Below are 18,760 nucleotides of genomic sequence, written 5' to 3' on the forward strand. Positions count from 1 at the left end.
CCTGCTCTCGACACCGCACGGTGGGGCGGCCTGCTTCCGACTCCGGGCTGAGGTTTAAATACCCGGACGGGACCACCCCGTGCTATGTTCGACGTCCCGTTCGAATCGCTGTACATCTGGACTGCGCTCTCGGTGGCCGCCGTCGTCCTCGTCGGAACCGTCGCCGGACTGCCGACTACGCCGATTCCAGACGCGACCGGTGTCGCAGATACCGTCGACAGCGTCGCAGTCGCCGACTACGACACGACGGCGGAACACCCGCTGGAGGCCGACGCCGTCAGTCTCGGCAGTCGTCGTATCGCACTCCGAAACGACGGTGGAACCGCACACGCGGCGTTCGCGTTCGGCCCAGTCACACCGACGACATACGAGAGTCGTCTCGGGTCGGTGGCGCTCGGTGCCCAACCGAGCGCGGTTTTCGAGTCGCCCGCCGCGTTCCGTGCCGCCGTCGGGGACGCACGCACAACCAACTCGTCGTGGCGACCGGTCGCAGACACGCTCGTCGTTCGACACGTCTCGTGGGAGGGAACGGATGTCACCGTCGTCGCCGCGTAGAGCACAGACGTCGCCACTGGCGGCGCTCACCGCACTGGTGGTCGTCTGCGCCGCTCTCTCGGGGTACGCGACGGTGCTCGACAGGTCGCGACCCACCGCCGACAGGGCGCTCGCCCCGGCCACGCTCGACAACGTCGAATCGTTCCTCGCGGACGATACCGGCGTCGTCGACTCCGACCGCCTCTCGACTGCGCACTCGGCCTGTCCAGACGGCTACACGTGCCGAATCGTCGTCGCTGCCGACGACGAACGCCGTGTCGTGGGGCCAGACGCACCGACAGATGCAGACAGTGACGCGACTCGTGTGAGCGTGCGTGTCGCTCCCGGCGTCGTCAAATTTGGAACGCTTCGCGTGGCGGTGTGGCGATGACTGACCTCGTGTTCGACGTGACTCTCTGTCTCCTGTTGGTCGGCGCGAGTATCGGCCTCGTCGTCACCGCCGACGCGGGAGCGACCGACGGCGCTGTCGACGCTGTCGGCACGGCATCCGACGCTGACGCCATCGCGAACTCGCTGGCGACGAGCACCGCGACGGTCGAGTACGACCTCGAACCCGGCGTTCGTGCCGCCGACCCGTCGCTTCTCGGGTCTGGCGGGGTGGACGCTCGTGAACTCGACCGAACCGCACACGGGAGTCTCGCCGGACTCCTTGGTCGCGCGACGCTCGGTGCCGTCACCGTCGACGGCACCAGACTCACGCATGCCAGAGACGACATGCGCGAACAGGTCGGTGCTCGCGTTGCCGCCGAACTCCCCGTTCGTGGCGTCAACGTCGCCGTGCAGTGGGAACCGTACCCCGATGCTCCCGTTCGAGCGACCACGACGCTCGGACCCACGCCGCCAGCGTCGCTGGCGACACACGCCGCGACGCTCGACGTTCCGAGTGGGTTCCCCGCCGCACGCGACGACGCACTCGTTGCGAGCGACGATGGATTCGACGCCGTCGCCGCCGTCGTCGCCACCCGAACGGTCACTGGTCTGTTCCCGCCCTCACTCGTCCGGTTGGCGCTTCGGGGTGACGCACCCGTCTCGACGCTGATGGCACACCGGTACGGTCGTGCAGGGTCGCTTTTCGGGGCCTCCGTCGAACCGGAAGTCGCCGCAGAGGAGACCCACGCGGCGAACGCCGACCTCTCGGCAGCGCTGTCCCGGCGACTCGAAGCGGACATGCGTCGCCAGTACGACGACCCGCGCCGGGCCGCCGAGGCGGTTTCGGTCGGCCGTCTCACGGTCACCGTCAGGACGTGGTCGCGATGAGACTCGCAGACGACGACCGGGGACGCGTCCCGTTCGCCCTCCTCGGCGTGCTCTTGCTCGTCGGGAGTGCGACGTTCTCGGGAGCGCTCTCGACGCAGGACCCCGTCGCCGACAGACGAGTCGAAGACGCAATCGACCAGATGCGTGCGGGAACCGACGCCGCTGTTCGCGCTGCCGTTCGCGACGCCGCACGCGATGCCGCCGCGAACCCAGTCACGTCGCCGTCGAACACGACGGTTGGCCGCGTCCTCTCGGAGAATCAGACGTTTCGTGATTACCTCCGTCTCAGAATCGCACTCGCTTCCGAGGCGCGACTCCGTTCGCTCTCGACGACAGACGGTGCCGTCGCTGCGACGGCGTCGCTCCCCCGCCCGACGAACGAATCGACGCTCCGTGCGGCACTCGAACGCGTCTCCATCGACTCCCGCGACAACGGGACGATGCTGGTCGTCACCGTCGAGGACATCGCCGTCGACGTGACCCGAGCGGGAACGCGAGTCGCCGGAGAGACGATGACGACGACTGTGGGTGTCAGAACGCCTGTCCTCGCGCTCCACGACCGGACCGAGACGTTCGAACACCGTCTCGACGCCAGTGCGACGAACGGTGGCACGCTCGACGCGACGGTGACGACTGCGATGTGGACTGCCGCGTGGACGCGCGGGTGGAGTCAGTACGCCGGCGCGCCCGTCGAGAACGTCGTCTCGAACGACCACGTCGCGCTGGCGACGAACGCCGGCGTCCTCCTCACCGAACAGCAGACGTTCGGCACCACCGACGCCGATGCACGGGGTGCCGTCGGCTGTGCGGCCGTCCAGACCGGTGTTCGAAGCCTCCTCTCCCAGACAGGTGTGACCGGCGCACCGGCGATGGCTGACGCACTTCCCGACCCAAATCCCACGGCCGGCGGACGCGACCCAGTCGTCTCGACGAATCGGTCGATAGACACGGCAGTCGACACGGCGGCAGACCGTGCGCTCGTCTCGATTCTGGATGGCCGCGGCGATACCGCGTCGCCCGACGACGTGATTGCGGACGCACACCGGGCGTCCGTCTCGGTCGAATCTGACGTTCGCGTCGTCCGCCACAGCGACGACCCACCGGTCACGCCCGGCCCGGAGTGGACGCTCGGCGAGACGACGCGGGAGACGAACTCGTCTGTGACGACGCTCCCGACGCGGACGCCCGCCGTCGCACCGGAGACGACTGTCGTGTCGGCCGCATCCCGGATGGTCACGACCCGAACGGTGACGACGAAAACGTGGCACCGCGGCAACGAGACGTTCCACACTCGCGCAGAGTCGATCGACGAGGCGCGCGTCGACGTCGCAGTCGTCGTCACCCCTGACTCGACGCCCGCCCCGACTCGCCCACTCGACCCAACGCTCTCGCCGGGTGGGGCGCTCGACGGCGACAACTTCGCCGATGCACCGGCCGTCGCCTCCGACGTCGTCTCGTCACGCGGCGGGTTCGATGGCCTCGCCCGCGACGTGGCCGACGATTCCATTCCTTCGACACGGACCGTCGTCGCCCCTCGTGCATCGGGTCTCGACGCGTGGATTCGCGCCGACCTTCTCGCGCTCCACCAGCGCGTTCGTAACCGGAGTCGAACCGTCTCGGCACGGGCAGTCGCTGCCGGCGAGGTGAACCCGGCGGGCGAACTCGCCGCGGACCTGCGTGCGGACCGGGCCGAACTCCTCGACGCACCGGCCACGTACGACGGCGTCGCGGACCGAGCGCGCGTCGCCGTTCGCGCTGCGTATCTCGACAGAGTCGTCACCGAACTCGACGAACGCGCGAACCGGACTGCGGTTGCCACCGACGCAGCGGACGACGCCGCACGCGACGCGAACGCTGGGTCACTCTCGGCGGCAGTCGCCGCCGAACACACTGCTCGTCACGTGCTGGACACGACGGCGACGAACCGACCGACTGCCGACGCCGGCACCGTGCGCTTCGTCCCCGACGCCGACCCGATGTATCTCTCCCTCGACGGCCGTTCCGGGTCGGCCGTTCCGACAGTCGCCGACGCGGGGACGTACCACCCGCTGGTGGCCCGGAACACCAACCTGTTTACTGTCCCCTACGGCGACGCCACCGACACCGTCCTCGAACCCGTCTTCGGCGCCCGTCGCCGGGTTCCTCTTCGAGTCGCCGCCCGCGCACTCCTCGCCGCAGACGACGCGCTCGCGGCGTCGAACGAGACGCCCGCGGACCTCCGCACACGCCGCGACGAACTCGAACGGGCCGTCGTCGACGCGACCAATCCGACCCGAGTGGCGGCCCGTGACGTCCTCGCGTTCCACACCGACCTCACGTCGACGGAACGACAGCGAGTGTTGCAGTCGGCGTTCGGTCGCTGGAACGACTCTGCACACGAGGCGCTGGCGGTGACGAACGGGTCCGTGTCGCGGGCGATCGCCGTGGAAGCGGCAGAACCGGGAACCGCCGACGCCGACGTGCTCGAACTCCGCCTCGACGACGCGTTTCGCTCGGTCCGTCGGCAACCGTCGACGACAGTCCCACAACGACTCACCAACCGGACGGTCGAATCGACGCGAACCGCTCGACAAGACGCACTCGCGGCCACGGCTACCGACGCGGTGATGAACGCCACCGGAGACGCCGTCGAACGCCGCGTCGACGACACGCTTCAGTCTCGGTTCGACCGCTCGTTCCGGCGCGTCCCCGCCGGGATGCCCGTCGCGCCCGTGCCCGGATACTGGTACGCGACGGTCAACGTGTGGGACGTGGCCGTCGCGGGCGAGTTCGCGCAGTTCCGCGTCCACGCTCGCGGCAACGGAACCGAGTCGTTGACCTACGCTCGCGACGGGTCGACAGTCGAACTCGATTGGGACGGTGACGGCACCGCCGAGACTGTCGGGCGGGGCGAGCGTGTCGGGTTCGCCGTCGAGACGGCAATCGTCGTCGCCGTCCCACCGTCGGGAACTGGCGTCGGTGACGTCGACGGCGACGCAGACGAACGGTCACCCGGATGGGAGGGTGGGCCGGGGTGTACCGTTCCCGCCGATTGCGGTTCCGTCTGACTCACTTCCGGCCGTATTCGTATCGAGTGACAACCGTTTTGCCGTCCGACTACCCAACCCCGGTATATGTTGTACGACGCCGTCGCGAACCCCGGCACCGCGTCCCCCGACGAACTCCGGGCCGCCTACGAGGCCGAAATCAGCGATGCAGTCGCTTCTGTCGGTGCGGCAACCGCTGCCGACGCCGCCGACGTCTCAGAAACCCGTCTCTCGAACGGCGTCCTGGAGTTGACGCTCGAACAGGCCGCCGCCATCCTCGCCCTTACGGACGGCTATCCAGATGCAGACGCCATCGTGTGGGAGTTCCGCGACCACCTCCTGATGGGAATGACCTCGGGTATCCTCGACGTGGACACGCTCGCGTCAGAGGTTGACCTCGACCTGTCGGGCCAGGAGATTCAACAGGCCATCGAGGGTCGCACGCCGGCGACGCTGAACGAACTCGCGGCCATCCACCACGTCATCGCCGTCCGCAACGAGCGATGAGGGTCGCCATCCTCGGGTGCGGGTACGTCGGACTCGAACTCGCACGACAACTCGTCGCCGAGGACCACGACGTGTGGGGTGTCCGGCGGTCGGACGCCGGCCTCGACGCCGTCGAATCGACCGGCGCGGAGGCGGTTCGGGCCGACGTCACGGACGCCGACTCCCTCGACGCGATTCCCGACGTCGACCACGTCGTCTTCGCGGCGAGTTCCGGCGGACGCGGGGCGGACGCCGCCAGAGACGTCTACGTCGACGGCCTCCGAACCGCAATCGACCACTTCGCCGCCCGCGAGGCAGCACCGGACCGACTCGTCTACACGTCGAGTACGGGTGTCTACGGTGACCACGACGGCGCGTTCGTCGACGAATCGACGCCGCTGGACCCGACGACGGACAAGACGCGCGTGCTGGCCGAGGCGGAACGCGTCGCCCGCGAGTACGCCGCCGAACGGGGACTCGACGGAACCGTCGCTCGCTTCGCCGGCCTCTACGGCCCGGACCGCTACCGACTCGACCGGTATCTCGACGGCCCCGTCACCGAGGGCTATCTCAACATGGTCCACCGCGACGACGCCGCCGGGGCCGTCGCGTACTTCCTCGAAACCGACCGGGCACGAGACGACGTCGTCCTCGTCGTCGACGACGAACCCGCCTCGAAACACGCGTTCGCGGACTGGCTTGCCGACGAGTGCGGTGTGCCGCGCCCGGCAAAGCGGACGAAAGCCGAACGCCTCGACGAGGGTGACCTCTCGGAGGCGGCCCGGCGTCGCATCCTGACGAGCAAGCGCTGTTCGAACGACTACCTCCACGAACTCGGCTATACGTTCGCGTTTCCGACATATCGACAAGGATACCGAGAGGCAATCGACGCCTATCTGGCGAATCGCCGCTGAGAACCTCCGTTCACCGAGGGGATGGCGGAGCGAACGTTATGTCAATCTGGAATATTCGATTAGGGGGAATCTTCATACCATCTCCTCCAGTCGTTTTGAGTATGGTCGGTTCGGTGGGGCAGTTCGACTCGGGGGAGATATTCGAGTCGGTTGGCTCGTTCGTCAGCACGCACCCCGAGATAGCGGCCGCCATCGTCGTCGGTATCGGAACCGTCGCACTCGCTCTCTACGCGGCGATTCGCTTCAAGCGGCCGATGGGGACACGCTTCGTGGAAGCGCTCGAAGACGTCGAAGAAGTCGCCGTCCTCATGCACCCCAATCCGGACCCGGACGCGATGGCCGCCGCAATCGGCGTCGCCTGTCTCGCCGAACAGGTTGGGACGACACCGACGATTCAGTTCGCAGGACAGATTCGCCATCAGGAAAACCGCGCCTTCCGAACCGTTCTCGACCTCGATTTAGACGCTATCGACCACGTGAGTGACCTCGCCGCCGAGGCAGTCGTCCTCGTCGACCACAACAACCCCCGTGGATTCGCGGGGGCCGAAGGCGTCCTTCCGTACGCCGTCATCGACCACCACCCCGGCGACGGCACGGGCGAGGCCTTCACAGACGTTCGAACGGACTACGGCGCCTGTTCGAGCATCGTCGCGGAGTACTTCCGTGACGTGGGGGCGAAACCGGTCCCACCGGACATGCACGCAAGCGAAGTGAACTCCAAGTACACGGTCCCATCACAGGTCGCGACGGGTCTCGTCTACGGCATCCTCACCGACACCAAACACCTCACTGCAGGCTGTTCGTCGGCCGACTTCGACGCCGCAGGCTACCTCTTCCCGGGCGTCAACGAAGACCATCTCGACCGTATCGCCAACCCAGAAGTCTCCCGTGAAGTCCTCGAAGCGAAGGCGCGCGCTATCGCCGGCCGAGACGTTCGCGGCCCCTTCGCAGTCGCCGACATCGGGACGCTCTCGAACGTCGACGCCATCCCGCAGGCGGCGGACGAACTCATCCAACTCGAAGGCGTCACCGCCGCCGTGGTCTGCGGCGAACGCGAGGGCAACGTCTATCTCTCGGGCCGGTCACGCGACGACAGAGTCCACATGGGTCGGACTCTCGAAGCGGCGCTCACCGACTACCGCGGTGCCAGTGCCGGCGGACACGCTCGCATGGGCGGCGGCCAGATTCTCCGCCCCGACACCGTCGCAGACGGCGGCAACGGGAGCGGCATCGTCCGCGACGAACTCGTCGAGAACATCTTCGAAGCGCTCACGGGCGACATCTGAGGGACAAACGTAATTCTCGCCGCCGGACCGGTGGCCCTTAACCGTCCGCTCTCGTAGCCCCGGCTATGGCTACTGGACGGGGAACGTGGGCCTACCGTGACCACTTCGGCGACAGTTTCGGTCGGACCTTCTTCCGTCGATTCGGACCCGGCGTCGTGTCGAGCATCGGCATCGGGACGTATCTGGGCGACCCGACCGACGAGGTAGACGACCAGTACCGCGAGGCGCTCGTCTTCGCGCTGGAGAACGGTCTCAACCTCGTCGATACGGCGTCGAACTACCGGCACGGGCGCTCCGAACGCGTCGTCGGTGACGCAGTCCGCGCGGCCGACACCGACCGTGACGCCGTCGTCGTCGCCTCGAAAGCCGGATTCGTCCCGTTCGATGGGTCCCGCCCGGAGAACCCCGGCCAGTACGTTCGGGAGACGGTCCTCGACGCGGGTCTCGCGACGCCGGACGAACTCGCACACGGCAGTCACACCATCGCCCCGGCGTTCGTCGACGAGATGGTCGACCGGTCGCTCGACTTGATGGGACTCGACCACATCGACCTCTACTACCTCCACAACCCCGAGACGCAGTTGGCAATCGCCGACCGAGAGACGGTGTACGACCGCATCGAGTCGGCCTTCGAAGTGCTCGAACGGCGCGTCGCCGCGGACGACATCGGCCGCTACGGCGTCGCCACGTGGGAGGCGTTCCGCGTCGCCCCGGACCACGACGCGTATCTCTCGCTCCCCGAAGTCGTCCGCCGGGCCGAACGCGCCGCCGAGACAGTCGGCAACGACGAGTCGAGTCTCGACGCCATCCAGTTGCCGTTCAACGTCGTGATGGCCGACGCGTTCACCGTGGCGGCCCACGAGACGGACGACGGGGAGACGACGAGTGCGCTGTGGTACGCACACGAACACGGCCTCCACGTCTTCGCCAGCGCGAGTATCGCACAGGGTGAACTCGCCCAGCAGATTCCCGAATCCGTGAACGAGGCGCTCACGGGTGAGACACTGGCACAGCGAGCGCTCAACTTCTCGCGGAGCGCGCCCGGAATCACCGCCGCATTGGTCGGGACGTCGTCGCCCGACCACGTCGCAGAAAACGTTGCCGCCGGCACGTTCGACCCACTCGGCGCGCGGGCCTTCGATTCGGTCTTCGAGTGACGCTGGTCGTCTGGTACGGTCCGAACAGTTCTATCTGAGCTCTTTGAACTCGGCCCCACAGTCGGGACAGATGCGGAGCGCGAACACTTCGTCCGGGTCGTTCTTCTTCTTCAGTGTGTCACCGCACTCCGAACACGTGAGTCGCCCGTAGGTGTCTTTGTCCAGGTCGCCGTCTCGAAGCCCCTTCCGCGTTGTCTTCATAAACAGACGGTTTGTGTAACGGACATAAAAACCCGCCGGCAATCCCGGCAACCGAATCCCGGTTCGAAAGGGTTGTCACTCCGGGGCGCGGGCATTCGAGCGTGTCACGTGGCCGCCTCTTTGGGACCCTCTGCGGAATGATATTCCTCGTCAATCTGGCGCGCGTCGTCTTCGCGCCCCTCCTCGGAGAGTTCATCACGTTCTTCGAAGTGAACCGCGCTACCGTCGGGTTCGTCGCGACGCTCGTCTGGCTTGGCAGTGCCAGTCTCCGCGTCCCCACGGGATGGATTCTCACTCGTGTTCCTCGCCACTACGTGGTCCTCGGAACCGGTGTCATCCTCGTCTTCGCGTCTTTCCTGACCGCCAGCGCCGAATCTATCGAGATGCTGATGGTCGGTGCCGCCTCGATGGGCCTGGCCTCGGGCGCGTACTTCGTCGCCGCGAACCCCCTCGTGAGCGAACTGTATCCGGAGCGTGTTGGTCGCGCGATGGGAATTCACGGGATGGCAAGCCAACTCGCCGCCGTGAGTGTCGCCCCCTTCGTCACGCTCGTCCTCGCCGTCGGCCCCGACGTCGTCCCCCGGTTCGGGTTCGTCTCGGCGTCGTGGCAACTCGTCTTCGTCGCTATCGGCATCGCCGCCGCCGTGGTGACGGGTGCGCTCTTCTTGACGGCGCGTTCGACAGACCTGCCGGACGCGGGCGCGACGGACCGTGACCTCCTCGGTGCCGTCCGCAAGGAGTGGCGCATCATCCTCACCGGCATCGTCATCCTCGGATTCACGGGATTCGTCTGGCAGGGCCTGTTCAACTTCTTCGAACTGTACATGGTGACGAAGGGCCTCCCGCAGGCGACGGCGCGAAACATGCTCACCGTCGTCTTCGGCGCGGGTGTTCCGGCGTTCTTCGTCTCGGGCCGTCTCGCGGACAAACTCCCGCGAGTTCCCTACATCCTCACCGTGCTCGTCGCGTTCGTCACGTCGGTGTTCGTCCTCACACAGACGACCGGATTGGTCCCCTTGCTCGTCGTTACGGCAATCATGGGCTACGTCATCCACAGTCTGTTCCCCGCGCTCGACACGTACCTGCTCGGGACCCTCCCCGACGAGAGTCGCGGGAGTGCGTACTCCGTCTACTCGTTCGGGATGATGGTCTTCCAGGCCAGCGGGTCGGGTGCCGTCGGATACCTCACCGACGTGGGCTACACGTTCGACGAGGTGTTCCTCGGATTCGCGACGGGTCTCGGTATCGTCGTCGCCGGACTAGTCGTCTTCCAGCGTGCCGGTCGGATACCGAACTGAGACGCACATCCGGCAGGCCCCTCGACTCTCGCCGCACTTTTGCTCACCGAGTCCGACGACGAATACGATGGAGTACGTACAAGAGCGGGTCACGACGCTCCACGACCTCTCCGACCCGGTTCCCGACGCCCCGATAGACCGGGCGGCAGTGGTCGTTCCGATGACCGAACGGGAGTACGCTGGACTGGCGGCAGAGCGTGTGCTCTCGACACTGGAGTCGCTGTCGCCTGCGCGCGTCGTCGTTCCGCTTCGCGCACCTGCCGAACGCGTCGCCTCGTTCGTCGACTGGTTGACCGACTTCGACCTGCCGCTCGACGTCCTGTGGTGTGACGGGCCGCGGATGGCCGAGTTACTCGACGCACACGGACTCGACGGCGAACGAGGAAAGGGCCGCGACGTGTGGTTGGCGCTCGGGTGTGCCGCCCGCGAGGAGTACGTCGTCGTCCACGACGCGGACACGAAGACCTACGACGAACGATACGTCACGAGACTGCTGTTCCCACTTGCTCACGGTCACGACTTCTCGAAAGGCTACTACGCTCGCGTCGAAGACGGCAAACTCTACGGGCGACTCTTCCGACTCTTCTACGCCCCGCTGGTTCGCACGCTCGCCGCCGAGACGGACGCACCAGTCGTCCACTTCCTCGAATCGTTCCGCTACGCACTCGCCGGTGAGTTCGCCACGACGAGTGACCTCGCGACGAAGTTGCGGTTGCCCCGTTCGTGGGGACTCGAAGTCGGGACGCTCGGTGACGCCTTCACCCACGCAGGGTTCGAACGAAGCGCGCAGGTGGACCTCGGCGCGTACGAACACGACCACAGGGCCGTCAGCGGGCCGACCGGACTGTCGGATATGAGCGAGTCCGTCGGTCGGACGCTCCTTCGAACCGTGGTCGAACACGGCGGGTCGCCCGACTTCGAGACGCTCGCGGCACGGTACCGTGAGACCGGCTATCAGTTCGTCGAGCAGTACGCCGCCGACGCGGCGTTCAACGGGTTCGACTACGACCGGGCAGGAGAACGAAAACAGGTCGAAACGTACGCCGACGCCGTCGTCGAACCGGGCGAAGACACGAGATTGCCGGCGTGGCGGGACGCGTCGCTCTCACCGGAGGACGTGATGACTGCCGCACGAGAGGACGTCGCTGCGATACAGGAGGCACGATGAGCGAGGCGACGTACGACGACTTGGCAGGTGTCGTAGACCTCTTTGGTGCGCTCACCCGCGAAGAACTCGAAGACGCGCTGGACGAACTCGCGTTCAAACAGGGCCGAGAGACGAACACGGACGCGCTCTCGGGCACGATTTCGGACGCAATCGACGCGTACTATCTCGTCGCTTACGACACGGACGCGGTGGCAACCGACGACGCGTCGGACGCCCCCGAGGAACTCATCACCGTCGGGCCGATGGCGTTTCCGACGCTGCCGCCCCGGGCCGAAGACCTGCCGCACATCCTCGACTATCCCGAACGCGACGTGCCTCGCGACGAACTCGCACAGCAGGTCGAAGCGCGCCTCCGCAAAGCCGCGGCGACGGCCGTCGGGTCGGGAGACGAAGCCGAAATCGAACGCCTGCTCGACGTCACCTACGACCTCGAAGCGTGGGCGGACACCGACGTGGCGTCTATCAGAGACCGACTCGACGCAGCATTGGCCGGAGAGGGGCAGGCCTAAGTCGTGCCAACACTTTACGAGTTGTGACGATGGACCTCGCGGGCGTCACCCGACACGAACCGGTGACAGTCGAAGCGGGACGGCGGGCAGCGGTCATCGCGCCCGTCCTGTACCGCGACGAGCGGCCGCACATTCTCTTTACCAAGCGAGCTGACCACCTCGGTGAACACCCCGGTCAGATGAGTTTCCCCGGCGGCGGGCGCGAACCCGCCGACGTGGACCTCCGCGCGACTGCCCTGCGAGAGTCCAACGAGGAAATCGGACTCCTCCCCGAGGAAGTGACGTTCCACGGGCGACTCGACGACATCCTCACCGTCACGGACTACGGCGTCACGCCGTTCGTGGCGACGGTTCCTGACCGCGAGTACGACCCCGACCAGCGAGAAGTCGCGGAGATAGCCACGCTAGCGGTGGACGAACTCACGGACCGCTCGAACTACGAGTCGGAACTCCGCGACCACCCGAAGTACGGCGAGATACGACTCCACTTCTTCCACGTCGACGGTTACACCGTCTGGGGTGCGACCGGTCGCATGCTCGTCCAACTGCTCGAACTCACGACTGACTGGACCGTTCCGCCAGAAGTAGACCGTATCGTCGACCCGGACGCCGACTATCCGGTGTGACCACTCGGCCGTCGGACGCTTCTCACTCGCTTACTGTTCGGTGTCACTGCGTGTCGGAGTGTGGCCACTCCTCGTCGTGTAACACACGTCAAAAAGTTGTTCCGCCAGCGACGTCCCCCCTCTCGTGGCCGCTCCCGGCCCTCAGCCGAGGAGGTATTTGAACACGGGGCGTTGCTTGACGAACTCCATCTTCTCGATGATGGCGTCGAGGCCGTAGATGCTGCCTGCGGCGGTGGTGCCGATGATGAGGAACATCAGGAAGCCGAACAGGTCGGCGTTGACGAAGCCGTGTCCCCAGTCGGCGTTCCCGAGGTAGAAGAACACCATCAGGAAGCCACCGAAGAAGGCGGCGAGCCTGGTGAGTGCCCCCAGGAGGATGCCGAGTCCGATGAGGAATTCACCGGCTGGAATCATCAGGTTCGTAATCTCGAGCATCCACGGAGTCTGACCGACCCACACGAGGAAGCCGTGAATGGGCGAGCCACCGGTCGCGTTCACGAGGTATCCAGCAGCGTTGAACGGCTCTGCAGCCGTCAGCTTCCCCCAGCCAGCGTGGAGGAACCAGTATCCGGTCAGGATACGGGTGAGCAGGAGCACGTAGCCCGTGACACCCTGTGAGTAGTCGAAGTCCATGCGGTTCCCCAGCATCTCGATTTGTCCGGTTTCGGCCATCTTACTTCACCTTACATCTGAACCGTCGGCCCGACACCACATATAAAGGGAGAGTGATTTTCGAATCTATGGAACTGGGAATCAGCGAAAACGGCCCGCAGCGCCCGTTTCGCCCGAAAATACGGCATTTACTCGATTGCACAAATGTCCGAAGCACACAATCCTGTCCCGTCGAGGTGTGAAACCCCAGATATCTGTAATGTAAGGGTTCTACACGTCGTCCAAGACGCTCGTCGCCACGAGACGCATCCAAGTATATAACGCTCTCACCGGGGGGGTCACCATCGCCGTCATCGACAAGGTTTTGCCTTCGTCCGCGCTATCCGTTCTCACATGGTCGCACAGACGATGGATCGCGTTCCGCGACGGTACTGAAATTTTTGTGGTGATAGCATGCTGACCGCCGGACGAGCGGTCACGAAGGCAGGATTGGACGCTGTCGCACTCAAACCCGCAGAGTGCGACGTGCGCCGAGCGCTCGACGTCCCACTCGACGTCGTCGCCATCGACTACGAGGGCCGCCACCGTATCCCCGACAGCGACGCGCTCGCCGCGCTCGCCGCCGAGAAAGAAGTCAGATTGACGACGCCCGTCCGCGTCGACGGGTTCGACCCGCTCGGCGACGACTCGCTGTACGAGTGGCTTCCCGACGACGTCGAACAGGTGCTGGTCGCCGGTCACCCGGCGTACCTGACCGACGAGGAGAAAGCGCGGCCGGTTGCGCCCCGACTCCGCGCCGCCAGAGAGCGCGCCCCCGACGCGTGGGTCGGAACCGAGGGCATCGAGCGTATCGCGCTCGCCGCCGGTGGTACCCAGTACGAACTGCTCTCGCGTTCGACTCGCCGCGACGTTCGCGCCCTCCGCGCCGCTGGCTACGATGGTGAAGTCGCACTCTACGCACCGACTGCGCTGACCGACGACGACGACGAGATTCTCGACGCCGTCGGCGCGTACGTCTCTCGTCGCCGTCCCGTCGCTCGGGCACTCCCCGACGACGCGGCAACCGACTCGTCGGCCGAGGGGCGCGCACGCGAGGTTCTTCTCAAGGCCGCCCGCGATTACGCCCTCATCGGTTCTGTCGCGGACGTTCGCCGCCGTATCGACGACCTGCGTGACGTCGGTGTGGATCTCGTCGTCGGCTATCCCGCACGCGGCGTCGACGAGTTCGCCGAGTAACCGGCCGTCGACTGTTTTCCTGCAGGCCGCACCCGTTCATTCAAATAGCATGCCGACTCAGCGCGGAGTATGGACGCTCCCGAGCGAATCGCCGTCGTCGGTGCGGGCGCTGTCGGCCTGACCGTCGCTCACGACGTGGCCACCGCCGGCGCTCGCGTCACCGTCTTCGAGCGAGACGCACCCGGTGCGGGGATGACCGGCCGGGCCGCAGGCATCTGTTACGACGCCTACGCAGAGGATATCGACGTCTCCGTAGCCGACAGAGCGATGACGCGCATCCGGTCGCTGTCGGGAACCGACGAGTTCGTCTTCCACGAGACGCCGTACGTGTTCCTCGCACGCGACGGCGACGACGCGGCGGTGTCTGCACTCGAAGAGGCAGTCGAGCGAATGCAGGTACACGGCCGCGAGGTTTCGACAGTCACTGGCGACGAACTCGCCGACAGGTTTCCCATCCGAACCGACGACGTCGCGCTCGCGGGCGTCGCGGAGAACGCCGGATGGGCCGACCCGACGGCGTACGTCGACCTGTTCGTCGGGAAGTGCGAAGACGCGGGCGTGGAGTTTCGCGTCGGCGACTCGGTGTCGATTCGGGCCGACCCGCCGGGCGTCGCCATCGACGACGTCGTGACCGCACGGTTCGACGCCGTCGTCGTCGCCGCGGGCGTCCACTCGCGCCGACTGCTCGCCGACGCGGGCTATCCAATCGCGCTCAAACCGTACCGAGTGCAGGCATTGGTCGGTGCCTGCGACTACCGCGGACCGACCGTCTACGACGCGACGAACGAGTCGTACCTCCGCCCACATCCCGTGGGTGTCCTCGCCGGCGACGGCGTCGAACCAGTCGAAGCGGACCCCGACGAGTGGGACGAGACGGCGGACGACTGGTTCGTCCGCGACTCACTGGACGCGGTTCGTCACCGAACCGAGACGGACCCTGCCGTCGAACGAGCGTGGGCGGGACTCTGTGGTGCGACGCCCGACCGAAACCCGCTGGTCGGGGCAGTCGCAGACGGCGTCTACGTCGCCGCCGGATGGCACGGCCACGGCTTCATGTGGGCACCGGCGATGGGAGCACTGCTCGCAGGAGAGATACGCGATACGGACGGTGTCTCCGTCCCCGACCAGTTCGACCCGAAACGATTCGACGGCGACGAGTCGTTCACCGTCGTAGAGGGGATGACGCTCGACGACGACTCGTAAGCGGCGGAGGACGGTGGGAGTCTAGGCCTCTTGGTCGTCTACGTCGCCGAAGTCGGCGTCTTCGTCGGCCACTTCGTCTTCTTCGTCGGTGACTTGGATGTCGCTTCCGCGTTCGTCCTTCGGGATTCGAATCTGAATCGTCCCGTTTTTCTTGACCGTCGCCGTTCCCTCGGCCGCTTCGACGGCGGCGTCGGAAGGGAGTGTCGCGCTACTGGAGAGCGTGAGTCCGCGACCCGGGAAGCGCATCTCGAACCCGTCGTGGAAGTCGCGGAAGCGGTCGATACGAATCTCGACGCTGCCGTCGAGGAACCGGACCTGTACGTCTTCTGCCCGGGCACCGGGCGCGTCGAAGACGACGAGGTAGGCGTCGTCGGATTCCAACAGGTCGTGGGCGAGCGGTTTGCGCTCTTGCATCTGGCTGATGCCGCGCCCGACGCGTTCGAGGACGGCGTTGGCGGCCGACTCCCCGAACTTTCGCAGGTCGCTCATAGTTGGATCACCTCGAGGAACTGCTGTTCGCCGCAGTACGGACAGTTGAAGTCCGCCACCGTCACGTCGTCGGGCATGTCGTAGGTGTAGTGCAGTTCGAACATGTCGAGTTCGCAGTCGTCGTTGGTGCACTTGAGTTCGAGAGTCGCAGGCATACTCGTTCGTAGCGCTCCCACGCTGATAAAAACGCGGGAGGCGGAACCCACCGGCCCGGTCTGTGTCGTGCGCCTGTGGCCTGTCTCGACCGTCCGCCACCGTGGCACGTCGTGGCAGTCCCTGTCTGTTCGGGCGGTGATTGGTCGCCGCGAGACTCCCCGGTTCGTCGCGAGGTTCGACCGGTTGCGTTTTGGGCGTCGAACGCAAATCCCGACCGATGACTGACCCCGCCGACCTTACCGTGACAATCGTCGACGGATACGTCGACGAACCGGCGCACTTCGGCGTGCCGCCGTACATCTCGACGTATCCCCGGTTCACTGCGGGTGCGCTGGTCGACGCGGGCGTCCCCGAGTCCAACGTCGTCTACCACACCATCGACGAACTCCGCGATGACCGCCAGAAGTGGCGCGACGTCGCCGACGCGGCCCTCATGATATACATCGGCGGGATGACCGTCCCCGGAAAGTACGTGGGTGGGACGCCCGCCGAACCCGACGAGGTCCGCGAACTCGCGTGGGTCGCCGAGGGAACGACGCTCATGGGTGGCCCCATCCGCTTCGGCGTCGGCGACGAGAACGCCGGTGGACAGGACATGCAGCGCAAGGACCTCGACTACGACTTCGTCGCCAAAGGCGACATCGAGGCGGCCGCCTTCGACCTGGTCGACTCCGGTCTCGAAGGCTTCGGCAACCGGATGCGCGACAACGAGGAACTCGACCGCTGGGCCGCCAAAGGGGCGTTCGTCGTCGAACAGCACCCGAACCACCCCGACCACCTCATCTGCGAGATGGAGACGTCTCGGGGGTGTGCCTACCGGTGTTCGTTCTGTACCGAACCGCTCTACGGCAACCCCGCCTTCCGCACCGCCGACTCTGTCGTCAAGGAAGTCGAGAACCTCTACAACCGCGGTGCGCGACACTTCCGTCTCGGCCGACAGGCGGACATCCTGGCGTTCGGCGGCGACGGCGAGGCACCGAACCCCGACGCCCTCCGCCGCCTCTACGGTGGCATCCGCGAGGTTGCTCCTGACCTCGAGACACTCCACCTCGACAACGTCAACCCGATTACCATCGTCGAGTGGCCCGAGAAATCTCGCGAAGCGCTCCGCATCATCGCCGAACACAACACGGCGGGCGACACGGCGGCGTTCGGCCTCGAATCGGCAGACCCCGTCGTCCAAGAGGAGAACAACCTCAACGTCTCCGCCGACGAGTGTTTCGAGGCGGTGAAAATCGTCAACGAAGTGGCCGGGTGGCGCCCGGGTGACGACCCGTCCGAGGCCCCGACCCACGGCCCGGACGCCGCGAGTCGACTGCCGAAACTCCTGCCCGGTATCAACCTCCTCCACGGCCTGAAAGGCGAGTCCGAAGAGACGTTCGCCCACAACAAGCGCTTCCTCCAGCGCGTCTACGACGAGGGCCTGATGGTCCGCCGTATCAACATCCGGCAGGTCATGGCCTTCGACGGCACCGACATGTCCGAGACGGGCGCGTCCATCGCTCGCGACCACAAGCAGTTGTTCAAGAAGTACAAACAGGAGATTCGCGAGGAGATAGACCGACCGATGCTCCGACGGGTCGCACCACCGGGAACCGTCCTCCCCGACGTCCACCTCGAATACCATCAGGACGGCCGGACGTTTGGCCGGCAACTCGGCACCTACCCGCTTCTCGTGGGCATCCCCGGTGAGCGCGAACTCGGCCAGACCGTCGATATCGTCGTCACCGACCACGGCTATCGCTCCGTCACCGGTGTCCCGTACCCACTGGACATCAACGGCGCGTCGATGGACGAACTGACGGCGATTCCCGGTATCGGGAAGTCTACCGCCGGCGACATCGTCGTGAATCGACCCTACGACGACCCGGCCGACGTCGGTATCGACGCGAACCTCCTGAAGTACGTTCAGTAGACGTTTCGAGCGTTCTCCCCCCGTCCTTCACGTGCAAGCGTGCTCTCTCGTTCACTCGCAAGGATGGTGGGTCGTTCACTCGCAACCGTGGTCTGTCCGAGTGATGTTCGACTGGACAGGAACGGCACGGAACGGGGGACGACGGAACGCCAAGAATCACACGAACTAGTTCGAAATGGTGTGACTGTGCGGACGTATCGAAAAAAGACGCGTTAGAAGTCGTCTTCGACCACTTCGCCCACTGCGAAGTTAGACTTGACTTCGGTAATTTCGACCTTTACTCGTTCGCCGACGTCCGTCCCGGGGACGATGATGACGTATCCACGTTCGACCCGGGCGATACCGTCGCCCTGCTTGCCGATATCCTCGATTTCGACGTACCGGAGTTCGCCGGGTTCGACCGGCGGTTGCGGTTCGGCAGCGGGAGTCGTCTCGCCGCTCGGTTCAGCCTCGACGGCGTCGTGCGTTTCACGAGAGATGAGAGCGACGCGATACGTCTCACCGGGGTCGATAGCACCGGTTTCGACTTCGCGGCGAGGAACTTCGACGATATATCGGTCGTCCTCGGTACGAACGTCAGCATTGAACAGACACAGGAGTTTATCTGAGATTTCCACCGTTAGACCTCCATTATGTGGTCAGTCCGAACTGTTAAAGATGTACCGC

General features: G+C 65.8%; 20 protein-coding genes. 15 read left to right on the top strand and 5 right to left on the bottom strand.

The features are described 5' to 3' along the window. Positions 1-84: 84 nt before the first annotated feature. From ACK3R5_RS03290 to ACK3R5_RS03325, 8 genes are all read left to right on the top strand, one after another. Positions 85-555 carry a hypothetical protein gene (locus ACK3R5_RS03290; protein ID WP_411968059.1) on the top strand — a complete coding sequence of 157 codons (471 nt, stop codon included), beginning with the start codon at positions 85-87 and terminating at the stop codon, positions 553-555. Next, positions 533-925 carry a hypothetical protein gene (locus tag ACK3R5_RS03295; protein WP_411968060.1) on the top strand — a complete coding sequence of 131 codons (393 nt, stop codon included), beginning with the start codon at positions 533-535 and terminating at the stop codon, positions 923-925. Before ACK3R5_RS03290 ends, ACK3R5_RS03295 begins: the two co-directional genes overlap by 23 nt. Next, a complete protein-coding gene (locus ACK3R5_RS03300; RefSeq protein WP_411968061.1) occupies positions 922-1,812 on the top strand; it encodes a hypothetical protein in 891 nt (296 codons plus the stop codon). Before ACK3R5_RS03295 ends, ACK3R5_RS03300 begins: the two co-directional genes overlap by 4 nt. After that, a complete protein-coding gene (locus ACK3R5_RS03305; protein ID WP_411968062.1) occupies positions 1,800-4,859 on the top strand; it encodes a hypothetical protein in 3,060 nt (1,019 codons plus the stop codon). The genes ACK3R5_RS03300 and ACK3R5_RS03305 overlap by 13 nt, the downstream gene beginning before the upstream one ends. A 66-nt stretch (positions 4,860-4,925) precedes the next feature. Continuing rightward, positions 4,926-5,345 (top strand): DUF5791 family protein, encoded by a 420-nt coding sequence (locus ACK3R5_RS03310; RefSeq protein WP_411965627.1) that lies wholly within the window; start codon positions 4,926-4,928, stop codon positions 5,343-5,345. Beyond that, the gene (locus tag ACK3R5_RS03315; RefSeq protein ID WP_411968063.1) at positions 5,342-6,238 is read left to right on the top strand and encodes an SDR family oxidoreductase; all 897 of its coding nucleotides are present in this window, start codon (positions 5,342-5,344) and stop codon (positions 6,236-6,238) included. Before ACK3R5_RS03310 ends, ACK3R5_RS03315 begins: the two co-directional genes overlap by 4 nt. Positions 6,239-6,339: 101 nt before the next feature. Beyond that, the gene (locus ACK3R5_RS03320; protein ID WP_411965629.1) at positions 6,340-7,524 is read left to right on the top strand and encodes a DHH family phosphoesterase; all 1,185 of its coding nucleotides are present in this window, start codon (positions 6,340-6,342) and stop codon (positions 7,522-7,524) included. A 65-nt stretch (positions 7,525-7,589) separates the two neighbouring features. After that, entirely contained in the window at positions 7,590-8,681 is a 1,092-nt protein-coding gene (locus ACK3R5_RS03325; protein ID WP_411965630.1) for an aldo/keto reductase, read from the top strand. Between the two features lie 30 nt (positions 8,682-8,711). Here ACK3R5_RS03325 and ACK3R5_RS03330 read toward each other — a convergent pair whose 3' ends face one another. Further along, positions 8,712-8,882 (bottom strand): HVO_0758 family zinc finger protein, encoded by a 171-nt coding sequence (locus ACK3R5_RS03330; RefSeq protein ID WP_191967074.1) that lies wholly within the window; start codon positions 8,880-8,882, stop codon positions 8,712-8,714. 137 nt (positions 8,883-9,019) lie between these two features. Here ACK3R5_RS03330 and ACK3R5_RS03335 point away from each other — a divergent pair, with 137 nt between their 5' ends. The 4 genes from ACK3R5_RS03335 (at position 9,020) to ACK3R5_RS03350 (ending at position 12,483) form a co-directional block, all read left to right on the top strand. Then, a complete protein-coding gene (locus ACK3R5_RS03335; RefSeq protein ID WP_411965779.1) occupies positions 9,020-10,180 on the top strand; it encodes an MFS transporter in 1,161 nt (386 codons plus the stop codon). 67 nt (positions 10,181-10,247) lie between these two features. Next, positions 10,248-11,348 carry a glycosyl transferase family 2 gene (locus ACK3R5_RS03340; RefSeq protein WP_411968064.1) on the top strand — a complete coding sequence of 367 codons (1,101 nt, stop codon included), beginning with the start codon at positions 10,248-10,250 and terminating at the stop codon, positions 11,346-11,348. After that, the gene (locus tag ACK3R5_RS03345; RefSeq protein WP_411965633.1) at positions 11,345-11,857 is read left to right on the top strand and encodes a hypothetical protein; all 513 of its coding nucleotides are present in this window, start codon (positions 11,345-11,347) and stop codon (positions 11,855-11,857) included. The genes ACK3R5_RS03340 and ACK3R5_RS03345 overlap by 4 nt, the downstream gene beginning before the upstream one ends. Before the next feature lie 29 nt (positions 11,858-11,886). After that, entirely contained in the window at positions 11,887-12,483 is a 597-nt protein-coding gene (locus ACK3R5_RS03350) for an NUDIX hydrolase (protein ID WP_411965634.1), read from the top strand. Positions 12,484-12,624: 141 nt separating this feature from the next. On the opposite strand, the gene ACK3R5_RS03355 is transcribed toward ACK3R5_RS03350, so the two are convergent. Next, entirely contained in the window at positions 12,625-13,155 is a 531-nt protein-coding gene (locus ACK3R5_RS03355; protein WP_411965635.1) for a DoxX family protein, read from the bottom strand. Positions 13,156-13,548: 393 nt separating this feature from the next. Here ACK3R5_RS03355 and ACK3R5_RS03360 point away from each other — a divergent pair, with 393 nt between their 5' ends. Together ACK3R5_RS03360 and ACK3R5_RS03365 are read left to right on the top strand one after the other, a co-directional pair. Then, positions 13,549-14,331, top strand: coding sequence for a luciferase (locus tag ACK3R5_RS03360; RefSeq protein ID WP_411968065.1), 783 nt, complete (start codon positions 13,549-13,551; stop codon positions 14,329-14,331). A gap of 69 nt (positions 14,332-14,400) precedes the next feature. Beyond that, the gene (locus ACK3R5_RS03365; RefSeq protein ID WP_411968066.1) at positions 14,401-15,534 is read left to right on the top strand and encodes an NAD(P)/FAD-dependent oxidoreductase; all 1,134 of its coding nucleotides are present in this window, start codon (positions 14,401-14,403) and stop codon (positions 15,532-15,534) included. 21 nt (positions 15,535-15,555) lie between these two features. Here ACK3R5_RS03365 and ACK3R5_RS03370 read toward each other — a convergent pair whose 3' ends face one another. Both ACK3R5_RS03370 and ACK3R5_RS03375 read right to left on the bottom strand, forming a co-directional pair. Continuing rightward, complete coding sequence (locus ACK3R5_RS03370) at positions 15,556-16,023, bottom strand: Hsp20/alpha crystallin family protein (RefSeq protein WP_411968067.1); 468 nt, start codon at positions 16,021-16,023, stop codon at positions 15,556-15,558. After that, positions 16,020-16,178, bottom strand: a complete 159-nt coding sequence (locus ACK3R5_RS03375; protein ID WP_411965639.1) for a hypothetical protein — start codon at positions 16,176-16,178, stop codon at positions 16,020-16,022. Before ACK3R5_RS03375 ends, ACK3R5_RS03370 begins: the two co-directional genes overlap by 4 nt. A gap of 218 nt (positions 16,179-16,396) precedes the next feature. Between ACK3R5_RS03375 and ACK3R5_RS03380 the strand changes: the two genes are divergently transcribed. Continuing rightward, positions 16,397-18,094: a radical SAM protein gene (locus tag ACK3R5_RS03380; protein ID WP_411965640.1), complete on the top strand. Its 1,698-nt coding sequence runs from the start codon at positions 16,397-16,399 to the stop codon at positions 18,092-18,094. A gap of 212 nt (positions 18,095-18,306) precedes the next feature. Here ACK3R5_RS03380 and ACK3R5_RS03385 read toward each other — a convergent pair whose 3' ends face one another. Continuing rightward, complete coding sequence (locus ACK3R5_RS03385) at positions 18,307-18,711, bottom strand: TRAM domain-containing protein (RefSeq protein ID WP_411965641.1); 405 nt, start codon at positions 18,709-18,711, stop codon at positions 18,307-18,309. Positions 18,712-18,760: the final 49 nt, after the last annotated feature.

The sequence above is a fragment of the Haloferax sp. YSSS75 genome, from assembly GCF_046764215.1.
Classification (GTDB): domain Archaea; phylum Halobacteriota; class Halobacteria; order Halobacteriales; family Haloferacaceae; genus Haloferax.